This is a genomic window from Actinosynnema sp. NPDC050801 (assembly GCF_040673975.1).
Classification (GTDB): domain Bacteria; phylum Actinomycetota; class Actinomycetes; order Mycobacteriales; family Pseudonocardiaceae; genus Actinosynnema.
In genome coordinates, this window is record NZ_JBFAQZ010000012.1 from 85,346 (window position 1) to 104,911 (window position 19,566).

Here is a 19,566-nt window from a genome sequence, read left to right on the forward strand (position 1 = left end):
CGTGCCTGGACGGCACTTGGATGCGGCCCATGCTGGAGTCCACCTGGCCGAGCACGACCAGTGAGGCCAAGGCGAGAACCACCAGGCACACAACGTGCCGACGTCCGACGGTCATGTCGCACCTCACAGCGCCTTGAGCACTGATGACTGGTACACCGTTAGTCGACATGCCCGCTACCTACCGTTACGGTCGACCGTCGACATGCACCCGAACGAGTGAACGGCCATGGTCCGGAAGGCGTTGAGGTGTCCGTACAGGGCTCGACGGCACCGACCCGATGCGCGCCGGTCACCGCCGCGCGGGTCAAGGTGCTTGGGTGTGCGTGTGCTGTTTCAGGAAGAGCTGATCGGACGTGTTCGCGAAGTGTGCGAGAGCGATGACGGGTTGGACGCCGTGCTGATGTACGGCTCCTTCGCCGCTGGGGAGGCGGACGAGCACAGCGACATCGAGTTCTGGCTGTTCTTCACCACGCGGAGACGCGCCGAGATCGATCCGCGGTCGTGGTGCGCCGACATCGCGCCGATCAGCTACGGCCTGCTCAACGAGTTCGGCTCCTACGTGGCGTTCTTCCCCGGCCTCGTGCGCGGCGAGTTCCACTTCGCGACGGTGGACGAGATCGCCGGCGTGGCGGAGTGGCCGGCGCGTGGCGCCGCGGTCGAGCGGATGCTGATGGTGGATCGCAGTGGAGCGTTGGCTCCGGTGCTGCGCGGCCTGCCCCAGCGGTACGTGCCGCCGGTCGACAGCCCCGAGATCATCACGCAGTACTGCGACCCTTTCGTCAACTGGCTGGTGTTGGCGCATCACCTGGCGGCGCGAGGTGAGGATCTGCGTGCCTGGGACGCACTCGGGCATGCGCAACGGCACCTCCTGTGGATGGCACGCCTTGCCGAGGAGTCCACCGCGCACTGGTTGACTCCGTCGCGAGGTGCCGAGCGCGAGTTGTCCGCGGACACGGTGGCGGAGCTGAGGGCAGCCACCTCTGCTGCGTCGCCGCGGGAGCTGACCCACGCGCTGCGTGCCGCCTTGGACCTGGGCCGCCGCCTGTGGCCCGTGATCGCCACCCGCTACGGGCGGAGCGCCCCGACCTCGCTGTTCTCCGAACTCGACGCTGCCCTCGAGCACCGCGCCTCCCACCAGAGCCGCGGCCCGGTCGGGTGACACCGGTCCGGCAGCGGCGAAGCGCACAAGCAGGCGGTCCTCGCGCCGGCCCTCATTCCGTGACAACGGCCCTCCGGCGCCGCCCGCACATGCCGCCGGCACGCCCCGCCGAGGCGCCGGGTTCTGGTCGTGCCGGTCAGCGCAGCCCGAACAGCTCGCGATGGACGGCGCGCTCGCCCAACGGTCCACTGTGGTGCATCGAGCGGCACGAACCGGTGACGTGACCGGTTGTGGTGGTCAGATCGGCGTGCACGAGGTAGTCGGGGTGAACGCCATCGTCACTCGTGCGGCGTTGGAAGACGATGTCCAGCGAGTCGCCCGGCCGGACCTCCACGGCGGTGTCGAACAGCGGCAGGTAGGCGGGTATCCAACTGGTGCGTTGCCGCAGCGAGTCCACGATCGGCGCACCGCCACCGGTGTTCAACCTGATCCAGCACAACAAGCCGTCGATCTCGCCCGCGCGTTGCACCGTCAGCCGTGCGGTGGTGGTGTCGTCCAAGGGGGCCGAACCGTCGAGGGGCAACCGCTCCACGGGTGCCGCGTCGGTCACCACCGAGTCCGGCGGTGGGTTCGCCACGGCGAGCCGGATGTCGAACGGGCCACCGTTGAGCTCGAACACCTGGAGCAGGTAGGGAAGCGCGTCCCGTGCGAAGGCCACACCGCGCGGGAACAACGACCTGAGCGACACGCCGCCCACCACGGTGTCGCACGCGACAGGCACCACGACGGCGTCCGGCGTGAGCAGCCGGGCGCGCGCGTCGGCCATGACCGCCAGCGCGCCCTCGGCGCTGGCGATCGAGCCGATCAGCTCCGAGACGCACACCTCGGCCCGCCGCCGCGGCGTGAAGTCGAACGACAGGCCGGGCACCAAGTCGACCGTGTCCGCCTCCGGCAGGCCCGCGAGCCGGAGCTCCGCCGCGCGGTGGCTGCGTTCCATCGCTTCTACCGCGACGACGTGGGCCGCGCCGGACCGCGCCGCGACCAAGGCCCAGTTGAGATCTTGACCAGTGCCTATGTCGAGCACCCTGCGACCTGCCACCGCCGGGCGCAGCGCCTGCCGGTAGGCGTGGTCGCGGTGGACGTCGTTCGTCATGGAGTGGTAGAGCATCGGGTCGTAGACGGGGTACTCGCCGACCGACGGCCAGAGGTCCGGTGCGCTGCCGTAACCGGGTTCCGTGTCGACGGCGATGGTCAACCGGCCGTGCGGGACGCTGGTTGCGTTCATGACTCCTCGTTCCCCGTTCGGCGTGCGCGGGCCGCAGTGGCCCCTCCTGGACCCGACGGCGGTGTGAACCTAACCGCGGGACGGTCGAGTTCGACAGATCGTCGATCGAGTCCTATTCCGGTCAGGGTGGGTGACGGCCAACCGCCTCCGGGTGTCGGTAGCTTCGGCCTGGACGCCATCCGAAGGGAGGCCGAGTTCTGGTGCTGGGCAACATCGCACCCTCCGCGCTGGAGGAGTGGCTCAGGACGCGCTACTTCTCCGCCCGCGTCGACATCTCCAGCTCCGGTGTGGAGAACTACTCGTTGGGCGATCTCAGGGAGTTGCTGGACATCCCGGTCGACGACCTCGACGACGTCGTGTTCCGGGACAGCCCTTCGCTCGGGGGTGACGCCCTGCGCGCGGCCGTCGGGCGGCGCTTCGGGGCCGAGACCGGGAAGGTGATGATCACCAACGGTTCCAGCGAGGCGCTGCTGTTGGCGATGTCGGCCCTGCTGCGGCCGGGGGACGAGGTCGTGGTGCAACAGCCCGCGTACCCGTCGCTGCGCTCCATCGCGCAGTCGATCGGCGTGGTGCTGAAGATCTGGGAATGTGATCCCACCGAGGGCTTCCGACCCGACCTGGACCGGCTGGCCGGCGTGCTGTCGGACCGGACCAAGGCCGTGGTGGTCAACTTCCCGCACAACCCGCTGGGTGTCACCTTGGACCACGTCGGGTATCAAGCCCTGCTGGACCTGGTGGACGCCTGCGGCGCGTACCTGCTGTGGGACGCGGCGTTCGCCGAACTGGTCTACGACGCCCCTCCGCTGCCCGAACCCGGTGCCGTGCACCCCAGGGCGCTGTCGTTCGGGACCTTGTCCAAGGCGTACGGACTCCCCGGGCTCCGGGTGGGTTGGTGCATCGGCCCGCACGAGGTGCTGGACCGGATGGTCCTGCTGCGCGACTACGTGTCGTTGAACACCTCACCGCTCGTCGAGACGATCGCGACCAGGGTGCTCGACCGAGCCGACGCCGTCATCGGCCCGCGCCTGGCCCAGGCTCGCCGCAACCGTGCACTGCTCGCGGACTGGGCTGCGGACAACGCCGACCTGGTGGATCTCCGACTTCCGCAGGGCGGAGTCTCCGCGTTTCCCCGGCTTCGCGGGTTCGATTCCGTGGATGCGCTCTGCGCGGACCTCTGCGACGCCCAAGGAGTCCTCGTCGTACCGGGGAGCTGCTTCGACCACCCGGACCGGATGCGCATCGGCATCGGCGGGCCGGGTGACGAGTTGGCCGACGGACTGGCGGCCGTCGTAGCCGCGGCCCGGCGGGCAGCGCGATTCTCCTGAGCGTCGCTTGCCGGTATACGGACGCGGTGGCAAGGTGAAAAGTGTTGGCGCTTGTTTCCGAAACAGGGGGAATTCGACATGGATGGGTCGCGCGTCGATACCTTACGCATAGACCGCGCCGGCGCGGGAGCTTCGGTGGCGGATGTCGGTATGTCGCGGGAATTCGATCCGCCGACCGTGGAAACCGTCGAAATCGCGGCGCTGGCCCCCGGGGACATGCTGCGTTCCGACGGACAGGACCGCCGGCACGTGCGGCTGCTCGCGGAAACGCTCGACGAACTGCCGCCGATCCTGGTGCACCGGGCCACCATGCGGGTCATGGACGGTATGCACCGGGTGAGCGCGGCGCGGTTGCGCGGTCGGGAGCACATCGCGGCGCGCTTCCTCGACGGCTCGGCGGCCGACGCGTTCGTCGCGTCGGTGGAGGCGAACGTGGCGCACGGGTTGCCGCTGACGCGTCGGGACCGCAACCACGCGGCGGCCCGCATCGTGGCCACGCACCCGTACTGGTCGAACCGGGCGATCGCCGCCAAGGTCGGCCTGTCGGACAAGACGGTGGCGGCGATACGCAGGCGTTCGGGTGCGGGTTTTCCGCAGGCGCCCAGGGGGATCGGCCGGGACGGGAGGGTGTGGGCCGCTAGTGCCGAGGACGGCCGGCTCCGGGCGGCCGAGCACTTGGTCCGCCGGCCGGACGCCACCGTGCGCGAGTTGGCGGCGGCGGGCGAGATCGCTCTTTCCACCGCGCGTGACGTGCGCCGACGCGTGGTATCAGGTGAGGATCCGGTGCCTGCTCGGCGGGGATCCGTTGCTGTGCCGGACCCTCGCCGTGGTGGGAGCACGCAGCAGGCCGCGGGACTCGACGTGCGTGACGCCGCGGAGGTCGTCGCCGACGTGGTGACCCGGCTGCGCAACGACCCGTCACTGCGGTTCACCGACGTCGGACGGCTGGTCCTGCGCCTGCTCGACGTCCACTCGATGGACAACGACGACTGGGTCCGCCTGATCGACCTGCTCCCGCCGCACTGTGCGCCGACCGTCGCCGAGGCGGCCGACCAGTGCGCCGTGCTGTGGCGCAACGTCGCCGACCACCTGAAGCGGCGCGCGACCGGCCGCTGACCGGCCGACGGTGGCGCCCCGTCCCGACGGCGGGACAGGCGTCGGAGCCGTTTTCCTTGACGTCCGTTATCGGGTGCGCACTAGCATCATCGATACAGCGTGACCGTGCCGCGTGTTGCCGTGAATTGTGCCGGCGATCTCCGAAGTAATTCAGCTAGGAGTCGAGTCATGTCAGAATGGTCTGAAGACCCGTTCGACCGGTATTTCGTCGTGGTCAACGACGAGGAACAGCATTCGATTTGGCCCGCGGTCAAGCAGGTGCCTGCCGGATGGATTCCCTCGGGGTTCGAGGGAAGTCGCGTGGAATGCCTCGCGCACATCGAACGCGTGTGGACCGACATCCGGCCGCGCAGCCTCCGGTTGCGGCTGGCCGAACACGAGACCAGCGCATGAGCGGCTCCCGTCTCGTCGGTCCCGCGGTCGCGCTTCCCGATGCGCCGGTGCACGCGCTGTTCAGCGCCCAGGTGGCCCGACAGCCCGATGCGACCGCGCTGGTGAGCGGCGGTGAATCCGTGTCCTACCTCGACCTGGACCGCCGGGCCAATCGCCTGGCGCACCGGCTGGTCGAGCGCGGCGTGCGGCGCGGAGACCTGGTGGGTGTCCTGCTGGAACGGGGCGTCGACCTGGTCGTCGCGCTCCTGGCGGTGCTCAAGGCGGGTGGCGGTTACGTCCCGCTGGACACCGACCTGCCCGATGAGCGGCTCAAGCTCATGGCGACCCGGTGCGCGATCCGCCACGTCGTTCGCGGCTCCGCGCCACTGGGGTGGGGGACCTACACCGGTCCGGTGGAGGACGTGCCGGTCGACGCCGAGGGCCACCCCGACACGCCGCCCGCGGTGGAGGTGTCGCTGGACGACCCCGCGTGCGTGCTGTTCACCTCCGGGTCGACCGGAGCACCCAAAGCCGTCCTGTCCGACCACCGCTCCACCGTGCGCACCTTCTTCGGGCAGTCGTTCGCGGACTACGGCCCGGACGTGGTGCTGCTCCAGTGCGCTCCGATCTCGTGGGACATCCACTCGTTGGAACTGTGGCCCGCCCTCCTGCACGGCGGCACGAGCGTCCTCGCGCCGTCCGGTCGGCTGGACCTGGACACGATCGCGGAACTCACCGCCCGCCATCGGGTCACCGTGCTGTCGTTGTCGGCAGGCCTGTTCAACGTCGCCGTCGACGAGGTCCCGGAGGTGTTCTCCGGTCTGCGCCAAGCCATCACCCACGGCGACGCCGCCTCGCCCACCAAACTGGCGGAGTTGCGCGAGCGGTTCCCAGGGCTCCGGCTGACCAACGGGTACGGCCCGGTCGAGTCGATGGTGTACGCGACCGCGCACGACCTGACCGACGACGACCTGGCGAGGGGCGTCGCCCCCATCGGGACACCGCTGGCCAACACCTCGGTCGTGGTGCTGGACGAGGCGGGCGAGCCCGTCCGGCCAGGGGAGGTCGGGGAACTGCTCATCGGCGGCCACGGCCTGGCGTTGGGTTACCTCGGCGCGCCGGGCGCCACGGCCGAGCGGTTCGTGCCGGATCCGTTCGGGCAGCCCGGCGCCCGCCTGTACCGGACCGGTGACCTCGTGCGGTTCGGTGACACCGGGGAGCTGGAGTTCCTGGGCCGCAACGACGACCAGCGCAAGCTGCGCGGGTTCCGGGTCGAGCCGGGTGAGGTCGCCGCCGCCATCGAGGCGCATCCGCAGGTGCTTCGGGCGGTCGCGGTGGTGCGCGACGACCTCACCGGTGGCCCGGCGCTGGTCGGGTACGCGGTCGCGGACGAGCGGGAGGTGACCGAGGCCGCGCTGATCGACTTCTTGGCCGAGAGGCTCCCGGAGCACCTGGTGCCCTCCGCCGTCGTGCTGCTCGACGCGCTGCCCCTGCGCCCGAGCGGCAAGGTGGACCGCACCGCGCTGCCCGTGCCGCGGTTCGCGCCGACCTCCGGCGTCGAGCCTCGCACGGCGGTCGAGCGGGAACTCGCCGACATCTGGGCCCAGGTGCTGGGGGTGGACAGCGTCGGCGTCCACGACGACTTCTTCGGGCTCGGCGGTGACTCCATCCTCATCATGCGCGTGACCGCGCGGGCCAGGCGACGCGGCCTGCGGCTGGTCCCGAAGGACTTCTTCGCCGGCCGGACCGTCGCAGAACTGGCCCTCGCCGTGCGGGTCGAGCCGGAGCACGAGCCGGCGCAAGGGTGGGTACCGCACGAAGACACCGCCACGCCGCTTCCACTCACCCCGATCCAGCGCTGGTTCTTCGACCAGGACCGGCGAAGTCCTCACCACTTCACCCAGTCGGTCCTCGTCACGCTCGACGGACCGGTCGACGCGGCGGCACTGCGCCGCGCCCTGGCCGACCTGGTGAACTGGCACGACGCGCTGCGACTGCGGTTCTGGCGCACCGAGGACGGCGTGTGGCGGCAGCAACTCGCGGCGGTCGAGGACATCGTGGCGGTGCCGCTGGAAGTCGTCGACCTCGTCGGCCTTGGACCGTCGGCCGCGGGTGCGGCGGTGCACGACCGCACGAGCGCCGCAGAGCAAGGTTTGCGGATCGACCAGCCGCCGCTGCTGCGCGCGGTCCTGTTCGATCAGGGTGCCGCCGGGGCCGAACTGCTGCTCGTGGCCCACCACCTCGCCGTGGACACCGTCTCGTGGGCAATCCTGGTGGAGGACCTGGAGGCACTGTACGACGCTGCGGTCCCGGGCCACCCCGCCCAGCTGATGCGTACGGCGTCCTTCGCCCGGTGGGCCCGAGAGGGGCGCAGCGAGCCGCTGCCACCGGCCCCACGTCGGACCGCGGGTTCCACCCCGGACCGCACGAGCGTGCGGCTCGCCGCCGACGAGACCACGCGGCTGGTGGCCGTAGGTGCCCAGGAGGTCCTGCTGGCAGCGCTCGGCCATGCCCTCACCGCGGTGGGCGGCCCGGCGCGGCGGGTCGTCGACGTCGAGTCGCACGGGCGCGATCACGGCGACGACCTCGACCTGTTGCGCACCGTCGGCTGGTTCACCCGCGTCGAGCCGTTCCCCCTGCCCGCCGCGGACGGACCGCTGGACCACTTGCGGGAGGTCCGGGCACGCCTGGCGGTGGGCGGGTCCGCCGAGCACGAGACCGCGGCACGCGAGGTGAGTTTCAACTACTTGGGCAGGGTCGACGCCGGTGCGGGCAACGGCTGGTCCTGGCGGCCCCGGATCGGCACGAACACCGGTTCGGAGGACGCACCCGTCCACCCGCTGGCCGTCGTGGCGCACATCGCCGGCGGGCGACTCACCGTCGACTTCACCTACGACACCGCGGTCCACAGCAGCGCCGCGATCGAACGGCTCGCGGCAGGGTTCACCGACGCGCTGCATCGACTCGGCGCGAGTGCGACGACCGGGTTCGAGCTGACCCCGGCACAGGCCGGGATCGCGTTCGCGACGTGGCGCGGTGGCCCGGGGACCTACGTCGAGCAGCGCGTGTGGCGGTTGGCGGACGCGGAGGCCGACGCGGCGGTCGAGGGATGGCAGCGGTTGTTCGCGCGACACGAGGCGCTGCGCACCGGCATCCGCCGGGATGGAGGGGACGCGCCCACGCAGTTCCTCGCCGAGGAGGTGCGGCTACCGGTCGCCGTCGTGGACCTCACCGGCACCGCCGACCCGGAGGGTGCGTTCGCCGATTTCCTCCGCCGTGACCGCGTGACCGGCTTCGACCTCGGCTCACCACCGCTGGCCCGCTTGGCGAAGGTGCGGACCGACGAGGCGGGGGTGCGGTTGGTGTTCACCCACCACCACCTGCTGCTCGACGGTTGGAGCTACGGCGTGCTGCTGGACGAGCTGGCCGCGCTCGACGACCCAGCCGCTCCCGCGCCCCCGTTCAGCCGGTACGTGGAGTGGCTGCGGGCCCAGCCGACCGGACCTGCGGTCGACTTCTGGCGGGAACGGCTCGCCGGGGCGCAGTCCACACCGGTCACCCGGCCGGTCGCCGCGGGGCAGGGAGGTCACGGACACCGCGAATACCTGCTCCCGGTGGGACCGGAAGTGGTGGGCGCGCTGCGCGACCTGACCAGCCGGCACGGCCTCACGCCGGGCTCCCTCGTCCACGCCTGCTGGGCGCTCGCCGTCGCCACCCACACCGGGCGGTCGGACGTCGTGTTCGCGACCACCTACGCGGTGCGACCGGACGAGATCCCCGATGTGGAACGCATGGTCGGGCCGATGATCGGCACCGCACCGGTCCGCGTGGCGCTGTCCCCCGAAGCACCCACCCTGACCTGGCTGCACGAGGTCCAGGAGCAGCTGCTGGACCTGCGCGAGCAGCCCCCGCTCCCGTTCGGCGCCATCACCGCGACCGCCGGGCTGCCCTCGGGCGCGGTGCTGTGCGACTCGGTGGTGGCGTTCGAGAACTTCTCCTCGAACAGGCGTGCCGGTGACACCACCGAAGGGGTCAACGCGGTGACCGGCACCGTGCTTCCCGCTCTGTCCCAACCGGACTTCCCGCTGACGGTCATCGTCAAGCCCGCCACCGACGGGCTCGGGCTGAAGCTCGTCTACGAGCCGGCCGCCATCGGCGACGACGAGGTGCGGCTGATGGCCGAGCTGCTCGCCCACTTGCTGGGGGAGGTGGCGCGGGATCCGGGGCGCCCGCTCGGCGCGATCCCGCTGCGGGCCAGGGACGGTCGGCCCGAGCCCGCGGATGCCGCCGAACTGCCCGCGCGATCGGTGGTCGAGCTGTTCCGGTCACGAGCCGCGCAAGCGCCCGACACGACGGCGCTCACCTTCACCGGAGGACGGTTCACCTACGCCGAGCTCGCCCACCGGGTGGACGCGCTGGCCTCCCACCTGCGGGCCGCGGGCGTCACCGCGGGCACCGTCGTCGGGATCTGCCTGGACCGCTCGCCCGAGCTCGTCGTCGCGGTCCTGGCCGTGCTCAGCGCGGGCGGTGCGTTCCTGCCGCTCGACCGGCGGGAACCACCCGCCCGGCTCGCCTTCATGGTCGACGACGTCAACGCCTCGATCGTGGTGACAAAGTCCGACGTGGACGTCGACTGGCCGGATGCGGCCACACCGATGGAACTGGACCAGTTGGGCCCGGCGCCGGCCACGACCGACGCCGTCGCACCTCGCGAGGACGACCCGGCGTACGTCATCTACACCTCCGGCTCCACCGGGCTGCCCAAGGGCGTGCTGCTGCGCCACGGCGGACTGGTCAATCGACTGGCGTGGATGGCGCGCGAGTGCGGGCTCACGCCGCGAGACGTGGTGTTGCAGAAGACGGCGTTCGGCTTCGACGTCGCGGTGTGGGAACTGCTGTGGCCCTTGGCCTTCGGCGCGTGCCTGCACGTGACGGAACCGCTGGTGGAGCGCGACCACGCCGGGCTGACCGCGGCGATCGTCGAGTCGGGCTGCACGGTCCTGCACTTCGTGCCGTCGGCGTTGGACGCCTACCTGCCGGCCGCCGGACGGGCGTTCGGCGGGGTGCGCCTGGTCGTCACCAGCGGCGAGGCGCTCATGCCCGCCGTCGTGGAGGGGACGCGTGCGGTGTTCCCGGCGGCGCGGCGCCACAACCTCTACGGGCCGACCGAGGCGACCATCGACGTCACCTCCTGGGCGTTGCCGGACCACACGCCCGCCTCCGTGCCGATCGGCAGGCCGATCGCCGGCCACCGGGCGCACGTGACCGACCCGCAGGGGCGGGAGGTGCCCGACGGGATCGCCGGCGAGCTCGTCGTCGCCGGGATCGGCGTGGCCGTCGGCTACGTGGGCCGCGCGGCGCTGACCGCCGAGCGGTTCGTGCCGGACCCGTGGGGTCCTCCCGGTTCCAGGCTGTACCGCACCGGTGACCTGGTGCGCCGCCGGGCCGACGGCGTGCTGGAGTACCAAGGACGGATCGACCGCCAGGTCAAGATCCGCGGCTTCCGCGTCGAGTGCGGCGAGGTGGAAGCCGCGGTGGCGGCACTGCCCGACATCGGTGGCGTGGCCGTGCTGGCACTGGTCGACCCTGCGGGTGGGCGGCGGCTGGTTGCGTACGTGACGCCGTCGGCGGGCCGGTCCGCGAGCGACCTGGTCGCCGCGCGGCTGCGCGACCAGCTCCGCGAGCGCGTGCCCGACCACCTGGTGCCCGCGCTGTTCGTCCCGCTGGCAGCCTTGCCGCTCAAGGCCAACGGCAAGGTGGACCACGGCGCGCTGCCGTTGCCGGACGCCGCGCCCGCGCGATCGGAGCGGGTGCCACCGCGCACGCCGCAGGAAGGCGTGCTCGCCGGGATCTGGGCCGACGTGCTCGGGGTGCCGGAGGTCGGCGTGCACGACGACTTCTTCGACCTCGGCGGGCATTCGCTCGCCGCCATGCGCATCGCCGGCCTGGCCGGACAGGCCCTCGGGGTGGACGTGCCCGCCGCCGCGGCGTTCGACTGGCCCACGGTCGCCCGGATGGTCGCCGGGCTCGCCGAGCCGTCGGCCGAGGACCTGCCGACGCGGGTTCCCGACGACGTCGAGGTGCCCGCGTCCTCTGCCCAGCGAGGCATGTGGCTGGTCGACCAGCTGGCGCCGGACGACCCGTTCTACAACGTGCCCATGGCGTTCCGCATGCGCGGGGAGCTGGACGCCGGCGCGCTCTGGCAAGCGGTCAACGGGCTGATCGCCCGGCACGAGGTGCTGCGGACCCGGTTCGTCGCGATCGAAGGTCAGCCGGTGCCGGTGGTGGAGGACGTCGTCGGGATCGGGTTGAGCGTGGAGAGCGCCGGTGGCCGGACGCCGGACGACCAGGCCCACCGGCTGGCGTTGGCGGAGCTGGCGCGCCCGTTCGACCTCGGCCAGGCGCCGCTGCTGCGCGGCCGGCTGATCAGGCTCGCCCCCGACGACCACGTGCTCGTGCTGGTGGGCCACCACATCGCCTTGGACGCGTGGTCCAAGGCCATCATCGCGCGTGAGCTGTGGGTGCTCTACAACGCGGCGGTGCTCGGCACACGACCGGACCTGCCCGAACTGCCGCTGCGGTACCGCGATTTCGCGATGTGGCAGCACGCGAGGGTGGACGGTCCGGTGGGCCGGCGGCAGTTGCGCCATTGGGTCGAGCGGATGGCGGGCGCCCCGACCGGACCCGCCGTCCCGGCGACTCGACCGGAGCCGGACGTGGTCGGCCACGGGGGTGCCGTCGTGCGGTTCGATTTGGGTGCCGACGTCGTGGCCGGGTTGGACCGGATCGCGGCGGATCGCTCGGCCACGCTGTTCATGACCATGCTGGCGGCACTGCAGGCGCTGCTGGCGAACTGGACCGGCCAGGACGACGTCGTGGTCGGCACGCCGGTCGCGGGACGTCCGGTGCCGGAGCTGCACGGCGTGGTCGGGATGCTCGTCAACACGCTGCCCATCCGCACCGACGTGAGCGGTGATCCCCGGTTCACCGAGCTGGTGGACCGGGTGCGCCGCCACACGCTGGACGCCTTCGCGAACCAGGACCTGCCGTTCGAGCTGCTGGTCAGGGAGCTGGCGCCGGACCGTTCGGTAGGCCGCAACCCGCTGGTGGGCGTCCTGTTCCAGGTCATCGGCCAGTCGTGGGGCGTGCCCGCGCCGCCGCAGGCGGTCGGAATGCGCGTCGAGCCGTTCGAGGTGGAGGTGCCCACCGCGCGCTTCGACCTGGTCGTGGACGTGCGCCGGGAGGCGGGCGGAGGAGCCAGGGGCCGGATCACCTACGCGGTCGACATCCACGACCGCGTGGCCATCGAGTCCTTCGCCGCGGCTTGGCGGCTGCTCCTGGAGGGGGTCGCCCGGCAGCCGTCGCGGCCGGTGTCGACGCTCACCGCCGGACCCGTTGCACTGCTGCGCGCGGACCGAGCGGACCGGCCCGCGACCGCCGACCTGCGGTCCGGGCCGTCCGGTGTCGGTGACCCGGACGTCGGCGACGTGTTGGCCGAGCTGTGGTGCGAGTTGCTTGAGGTGGACCGGGTCGGCCCCGACGACGACTTCTTCCGGCTGGGTGGCCACTCGTTGGTGGCCGCACGGCTGTGCGCGCGGATCGAGGTGGCCTTCGGGGTCCGCCTCCCGCTGGCCGCCGTCTTCGAGAACCGGCGTCTGGGCACGCTCGCCGGTGTCGTGGCCGAGCGCCGCCGAACCGTCGCGGAGGAGCCACCCCTGCGGCCGAGGCAGCGATGACCACCGACCGTCCGCCACAGCGAAACGAGGATCCATCGTGACCAGTCCGCCTTCCACCACGCCGCAGACGGTGCCCGCGTTGCTGCGGCAGCGGGCGCGGGAACACCCCGCGGCCACCGCGCTCCGCGCGCCGGGGAGCCCGGGACTGACGTACCTCGGCCTCCGGGAACAGGTCGACGACCTGGCCGGACGGCTGGCCGCCCGCGTGCGCCCCGACGACCGGGTGCTCGTGCCGATGACCAACACACCGGAAGCCGTGGTGGCCGTGCTGGCCGCGATGTCGGCAGCCATCGCGGTGCCGGTCGACGCCGCCGCGATCGGGCGGTCGCAGCACGTGCTGTCCACGGCCGCGCCGGCCTTGGTGCTGGTGCCCGCGGGCGGCGATCCCGTACCCGATCCCGGGATACCAGTGCTCCACGCCGCCGACGTACCGACCCCCGCCGGGCAGTACGGCGAGCCGGCGGCCGACCGGCCCGCGCTGCTGGTCGAGACCTCGGGCAGCACCACCCGGCCGCGACTGGTCGAGCTGACCCACGGCCAGTGGCTCGACGGTGCCGCACGGGTGGTGCACTACCTCGACCTGCGTCCCGGTGACCGCACGGTCAACCTCATGCCGCTGTTCCACAACCACGGGCTCAACGGCGCGGTGCTGGCCTCGTTGTGCGCGGGTGGCGAAGTGGTGTGCCCGGGCGAGATCCGGTTGCCGCAGTTGGCCGGGTGGCTGGCCGAGTGCCGGCCGACCTGGCTCACCGCGGCCCCGGTGGTGCACGCCGCAGTGCTCGACGCCACCGGGGCCGACCTGGCCGGACTGCCGCTGCGGGTGGTCCGCAGCACCTCCGCGCCGCTGCCGGACGAACTGGCCAGGCGCTGGGCGGTCACCACGTCGGCGCCGCTGGTGGAGGCCTACGCGGTGACCGAGGCTGCGGGACAGGTGGCGGCCACCGAGCCGGGCGTCCACGAGCCGGGCACGGTGGGCGTGGCCCGGCACGGCTTCGAGATCGAGGTGCGCGACGAGGACGGGCGACCGTGTGCGCCGGGCGTCCGGGGCGAGGTCGTGGTGCGCGGACCGGCCATGGCCCAGCGGTACCACGCCGACCCACAGGCCACCGCCCGCGTGTTCGTGGACGGGTGGCTGCGCACCGGCGACATCGGGTGGCTCGACCAAGCCGCGAGGCTGCGCGTCGTCGGCCGCACCAGCGACACGGTCAACCGCGGTGGCGAGAAGGTGTGGTTGCCCGACATCGACGCCGCGTGCCTGTCCCACCCGCTGACACACCGGGCGACCGCCTTCGGCGTGCCCCATCCGCGGCTGGGTGAGGACGTCGAGGTGGCGGTGGTGCCGGTGGCCGGTCAACAGGTGGTCCCCGACGAGCTGCGGCACTACCTCAGCGGTCGGCTGGCACCGCACCTGGTGCCGCGCCGGGTGCACGTGGTCGACGAGCTGCCCGGCGGATCCGTCGGGAAACCGCAGCGCCGGCTGCTGGCGGAGAGGTTCGCGACGGAGCGGGTCCAGGCCGCCGGCCCCAGTGCGCGCCCGCCGTTGGTGGCGGCGCTCGCCGCGTTGTGGTGCGACGTGCTCGGGGTCGGGCACGTCGACGACGAGGACGACTTCCTCTCGGCGGGTGGCGACTCGATCCTCGGGACCAAGCTGCTGGCTTCCGTTTCCGAGGTGCTCGGCGTCGACCTGCCCACATCGGTGCTCTACGGCGAGGGAGGCACGCCGGCGGGCATGGCACGGCTGGTGGCGGCGGCCCGCGACACCGGGTCGGGTCGGGAGGACCGGGGTGTTCGCCCTCGCGGCGACGACCGTCCGGCGCCCCTCTCGTTCGGGCAGCAGCGCTTGTGGGCGCTGCACCAGTTCGCACCGGACAGCCCCGCCTACAACGTCCCGCTGGTGTTCCGCCTGAGCGGTCCGCTGGACGAGGACGCGCTGGAGTCGGCCGTGCGCGGTCTCGTCGACCGGCACGAGGTGCTGCGTGGTCGGATCGTGGTGCGGGACGGCGTACCTGCCCAGGTCACCGGTTCCGGGACGGACGTCTGGCTGCGCAAGGTCGACGCACAGGACGACCACGCGAGCGCGCTGGCACTGGTGGAGCGGGACGCCCGGCGGCCGTTCGCCCTCGATCGGGGATCCCCCGTCCGCGCGCTGCTGGTGAGGATCGCGGCGGACGAGGCGCTGTTCGCCCTGACCCTGCACCACCTGGTCACCGACGGCTGGTCCAACGACCTGGTCGTGCGCGAGCTGACCGAGCGGTACGCGGCGGCGAGGACCGGCAGACCCGTTGACCTGCCGCCGCTGCCGGTCCAGTACGCCGACTTCGCCGCGTGGGAGCGCGAGCGGATGGCGGGCCCGCTCCTGGCCGCGGGTCTGGACTGGTGGCGGGAGCGCTTGGCCGACCTGCCGCCGCCGCTGGTGCTGGAGCCGGTGGAGCGACCGGCCGTGCCGGGGACGGTCGGCCACGCCGTGCCCTTCGCCCTCGACGCCGGGGTCCTGGACTCCCTGCGCGAGTTGGCCCGCAGCGAGGGCACGACCCTTGCCGTCGTGCTGCTCGCGGGCTGCCACGCCGCACTGGCTCGGCACACCGGTGCCACCGACCTCGTGGTGGGCCTGCTCAGCGCGGACCGCCCGCGACCGGAGCTGCACGACCTGGTCGGGTTCTTCCTCACCACCCTGCCCACGCGCCTGGACTGCGGCGACGACCCTCCCTTCCGGACGTTGGTCCGGAGGGCGCGGGACTGGGTCGTGGCCGCCTACGACCGCCAGGACGTGCCCTTCGACCAGGTGGTGAAGGCGGTCGTCCCGGACCGCGCGCTCGGTGTCACGCCGCTGACCCAGGTGACGGTGGGGGTGGAGAAGGAGGACACCGTCCCCCGGTTCGACGGTGTCTCCGCGGTCCGCCTGGACAACCTGGAGGGCGGGGCTCGCGCCGACCTGGAGTTCCACTTCCACGAGGGCGCGACCACCGTCACCGGGCAACTCGTCCACGCCGTTGACGTGGTCCGGTTCGAGACCGCGTCGGCCCTGATCACCCGGCTGGTGGTCCTGCTGCGCCTGGCGGGCCGAGACCCGCGGCTCCGCCTGTCCGAGATCAACCAGCCGAACAACCCCTTGTCTACCAACGGAGCACAGGCATGACGACGAACAGCGTGACCACCCACGGGGTGGTCCGGCTCGACCTCGACGAGGACGGTGCGCGCCAGGCGTTGGACCTGGCGTCCGCGTGCGCCGCCCGGTACGCGGACGTCGACGACCCCGGGTTCGGTCCGGAGGCGGCCGTCATCGCCCATGACCTGCCGCGTCAGGTCCGGGCCGCCGCCAACCAGGTGCGGCTCGCGGAAGGGGTGCACGCGTTGTTGCTGCGCGGCCACCGGGTCGACGAGGGCCTGGAGCCCACACCGCGGCACTGGCGCGACGCGGGCACACCGGGCAGCCGGCCCTACGCGTTCCTGCTGGCTCTCTACGCGTCGCTGCTGGGGGACCTGATCGGCTGGCGCACCCAACAGGACGGCCGTCTGGTCACCGACGTGCTCCCGATCGCCGGATTGGAGCACAGCCTGGTCAGCGCGGGCAGCCGCAGCGAACTGGCCTGGCACACCGAGGACGCCTTCTCCCCGCACCGAGCCGACCACGTGGGCCTGCTGTGCCTGCGCAGCCCGGACGAGACCCCCACCACGATCACCCACTTGGGCCCGGGCGACCTGCCGGACGACGTGCTGGAGGTGCTCGGCCAGCCGCGCTTCCACGTGCTGCCGGACACCTCGCACACCGCGCAGTTCAGCGCACCCGCCGGCGGCGACGCCACCGCGTTCGCGGCCGTGGAGCGGATGCGCGAACGGCCACCGCTGGTGGCCGTGGTGGGCGGTTCGCCACAGGCGCCCACCCTGCGGGTGGACCGGGACTTCATGGTCGCCGACGAGGACGACGAACAGGCCGCGCGAGCGTTGTGGGCGCTGGTCGAGCAGTTGGACCGCAACGTCTACGAGGTGACGCTGGCCCCCGGTGACGTGTGCTTCCTCGACAACCACAGCGTCGCGCACGGCAGGCGGCCGTTCGGGCCGCGCTACGACGGGAACGACCGCTGGCTCAAGCGCGTGAACACCGTTCGGGACGTGCGGCGGACCAGACCCGGACGATCGACGGCCGAGACGAGGGTGATCGGGTGATGGAGGCGCACGAGGAAGCCTGGCGGGCGTGGCGGGCCTACAACGACAGCACGACACACCACCCGGACGAGGGTCGGCTGGTCGAGTGGATCGCCCGGGCCGCCGCCGAGTTCCCGGAACGGCCCGCGGTGCGCGCCGTGGACGGCACGCTGACCTACGCCGAGCTGGATGCCCGCTCCGACGCGGTGGCTGACGCGGTGCGCGGGGCAGGCGTCTCGCCCGGCGGGATCGTCGCCGTCGAGTCGACCCGCACGGTCGGCACCTACGCCGCCCTGCTGGGCGTGGTGAAGGCCGGGTGCGGATTCGTGCCCGTGGACCCGACCGACCCGCCGCAACGGCGGCACTTGGTGCTCGACGACGCGCGGGCCGAGGCCCTGGTCAGCGCGGCGGGAACGGTCACACCCACTGCGACGCCGGTCGAGCGGGACCCCGACCCGGCGTGCTACGTCATCCACACCTCCGGCACCACAGGACGACCCAAGGGCGTGCGCATCGGTGAGCGCAGCGTGCTCAACTTCGTGCACTGGATGGTGTCGCGGCACTCGATCGGCGCACACCACCGCCTGGCACAGGCCGCGTCGCTCACCTTCGACCCGTCGGTCCAGCAGATCTTCCCCGCCTGGGTCACCGGCGCCTGCGTGGTGCCGGTGCCCGAGGCGGAGCTGCTGGACCCGCGGGCACTGGCCCGGTGGCTGCGGCGGGAGCGCATCACGCACCTGGACATCGTCACCTCGCACTGGCAGCAGCTGCGGGAGGCGATCGCCGGCGAACCGGCGCTGGGTGAGCTGCCCGACCTGCGCTGGATCGTCATCGGCGGCGAGACCATGCACTACGAGCAGGTGCACCAGTGGCACCGCCTGACGTCCTCGCCCGCGCTGCTGGACAACATCTACGGCCCCACCGAGGCCACCATCAACGCGACCTGGGTGGTACTGGACCCCGAGGTGGAGCACGGCCAGGTGCCGATCGGCGTGCCGCTGCCCAACTACCGCCTGTACGTGGTGGACGAGCACCACGAGCTGTGCCCGCCGGAGGTGGTCGGCGAGCTGTTGATCGCCGGGGACGGGCTGGCGCTGCGCTACCAGTCCGCCGAGGCCACCGCGAAGGCGTTCGGCAGCCTCGACCTGCCCGACGGCGGCACGGAGCGGGTGTACCGCAGCGGGGACCTGGCGTGCCTGCGCCCGAACGGGCAGGGCGGGTGGACCTTGGAGTTCCGGGGACGCACCGACTCGCAGGTGAAGATCCGCGGCTTCCGGGTGGAGATCGAGGAGGTGGAGGCCGCCGTTACCGCGTGTCCGGGCGTGCGAGGCGGGGCGGTGCTGGTTCGCGGCAATCCGGCCGAGCAGCTGGTCTGCGTCTACGCGGCAGCAGAGGAGGTGTCCGCCGCCGACGTGCGCCGGTTCGTGGCCGGGCGCCTGGCCGCGCACCAGGTGCCCAACCTGTACCTGCGGCGCGACGCGTTGCCGCTGACGCGCAACGGCAAGCTGGATCGTGCCGCGCTGGCGGCGGCACTGCCCGAAGCGATGGCCGGCAGGCACCCGGAGGGCAGGGCGCCCAGCGGCGAGCTGGAGGAGCGGATCGCCGAGGCGTGGAGCACCGGGCTGGGCGTCGGCGCTGTCGGCGCGGAAGAGGACTTCTTCTCCATCGGCGGAACGTCCGTGCTCGCCGTGCGGGTCGTCGGCGGTCTGCGCGACAGAGGGCTCCCGGTCGAGCCCGGCGACCTCTTCGGCAACCCGACTGTCGCCGGGCTGGCCGGAGCGGTCGATCAGCGCATCAGGGCCGCCCTGACCAGCGACTCGGTCGACGGGTGAGCGAGCAGGGCGCCTTCCGGGGCGTCGCCTTGGAAAGCGACGTGCCGCTCCGGGCGGGTCAGCACACCCGCCAGGGTGACGGCCTTGCGACCGGTGATCACCGAGACCACCCCTTCCAGACTGGCCGGCGGCGCTTCCGCACAGGCGTCCAGGAAGCGCAGCCAGGCGCGGTGGCGCGCGAGCAGGTAGTCCACCAGCTCACCCGCGGCCTCATCGCCACCCGCGTCCCGGACCAGGTCCGGCCGCAGGTCGGCGAGCCGCTGCTCGTACCACGTGAGGTCGGCGCCAGTCGTCACCGGTGGGACACCGCCCAGGCTGGCGAACAGCAGCGCGAACTCGTCGCGCACGTAGTCGGGACCCACCGGGTCGGGATCGAACAGCACGACCTGAGGCTCGGTGCCGGTGCGCTCCCGGAAGCAGGCGGCGACGGTCGCGGCCAGCACGGCGCCGGAGCAGTAGCCGAAGACGTGCCGGGGTGCTTCACCGAGCTGCTCGCACAGCTCGGCGGCCTGCTCGGTGATCGCGCGCCGGCGGTCGAAGTGGGCCCCCAGCGGGTCGACGCGACGGGCGGTCCGGGCGATCGGCAGAGAACCGAACGATTGCGCCGCCCCGACGCCGGTGAAGTCGAGGGCCAGGATCGTTGATGACGTTTCCATGT

Annotated in this window: 10 protein-coding genes; 8 read left to right on the top strand and 2 right to left on the bottom strand. The window is 72.4% G+C overall.

All coding sequences use genetic code 11. The annotated features are described in order from the left end of the window. The first annotated feature begins 319 nt into the window (after positions 1–319). Positions 320–1,159 carry a hypothetical protein gene (locus AB0K14_RS25600; protein WP_360456123.1) on the top strand — a complete coding sequence of 280 codons (840 nt, stop codon included), beginning with the start codon at positions 320–322 and terminating at the stop codon, positions 1,157–1,159. 136 nt (positions 1,160–1,295) lie between these two features. Here the strand turns inward: AB0K14_RS25600 and AB0K14_RS25605 are convergent, their stop codons facing one another. Beyond that, the gene (locus AB0K14_RS25605; RefSeq protein ID WP_360456126.1) at positions 1,296–2,384 is read right to left on the bottom strand and encodes a hypothetical protein; all 1,089 of its coding nucleotides are present in this window, start codon (positions 2,382–2,384) and stop codon (positions 1,296–1,298) included. A 200-nt stretch (positions 2,385–2,584) separates the two neighbouring features. On the opposite strand from AB0K14_RS25605, the gene vioD reads away from it, so the two are divergent. The 7 genes from vioD to AB0K14_RS25640 all read left to right on the top strand — a co-directional run bounded on the left by vioD (position 2,585) and on the right by AB0K14_RS25640 (position 18,908). Further along, positions 2,585–3,709 carry a capreomycidine synthase gene (gene vioD / locus AB0K14_RS25610; RefSeq protein ID WP_360456129.1) on the top strand — a complete coding sequence of 375 codons (1,125 nt, stop codon included), beginning with the start codon at positions 2,585–2,587 and terminating at the stop codon, positions 3,707–3,709. Positions 3,710–3,886: 177 nt separating this feature from the next. Then, the gene (locus AB0K14_RS25615) at positions 3,887–4,825 is read left to right on the top strand and encodes a ParB N-terminal domain-containing protein (protein ID WP_360456132.1); all 939 of its coding nucleotides are present in this window, start codon (positions 3,887–3,889) and stop codon (positions 4,823–4,825) included. A 168-nt stretch (positions 4,826–4,993) separates the two neighbouring features. Next, complete coding sequence (locus AB0K14_RS25620; protein WP_360456135.1) at positions 4,994–5,218, top strand: MbtH family protein; 225 nt, start codon at positions 4,994–4,996, stop codon at positions 5,216–5,218. After that, entirely contained in the window at positions 5,215–12,933 is a 7,719-nt protein-coding gene (locus AB0K14_RS25625) for an amino acid adenylation domain-containing protein (protein ID WP_360456138.1), read from the top strand. Before AB0K14_RS25620 ends, AB0K14_RS25625 begins: the two co-directional genes overlap by 4 nt. A 37-nt stretch (positions 12,934–12,970) precedes the next feature. Next, a complete protein-coding gene (locus AB0K14_RS25630; RefSeq protein ID WP_360456141.1) occupies positions 12,971–16,069 on the top strand; it encodes a condensation domain-containing protein in 3,099 nt (1,032 codons plus the stop codon). After that, positions 16,066–17,097 carry a guanitoxin biosynthesis L-enduracididine beta-hydroxylase GntD gene (gene gntD / locus AB0K14_RS25635; RefSeq protein WP_360456144.1) on the top strand — a complete coding sequence of 344 codons (1,032 nt, stop codon included), beginning with the start codon at positions 16,066–16,068 and terminating at the stop codon, positions 17,095–17,097. Before AB0K14_RS25630 ends, gntD begins: the two co-directional genes overlap by 4 nt. Continuing rightward, on the top strand, positions 17,097–18,908 hold the full coding sequence (locus tag AB0K14_RS25640; RefSeq protein WP_360456211.1) for a non-ribosomal peptide synthetase: 1,812 nt from the start codon (positions 17,097–17,099) through the stop codon (positions 18,906–18,908). Before gntD ends, AB0K14_RS25640 begins: the two co-directional genes overlap by 1 nt. Here AB0K14_RS25640 and AB0K14_RS25645 read toward each other — a convergent pair. Then, on the bottom strand, positions 18,863–19,564 hold the full coding sequence (locus tag AB0K14_RS25645; protein WP_360456147.1) for a hypothetical protein: 702 nt from the start codon (positions 19,562–19,564) through the stop codon (positions 18,863–18,865). The two genes, AB0K14_RS25640 and AB0K14_RS25645, sit on opposite strands and share 46 nt — an antisense overlap. Positions 19,565–19,566: the final 2 nt, after the last annotated feature.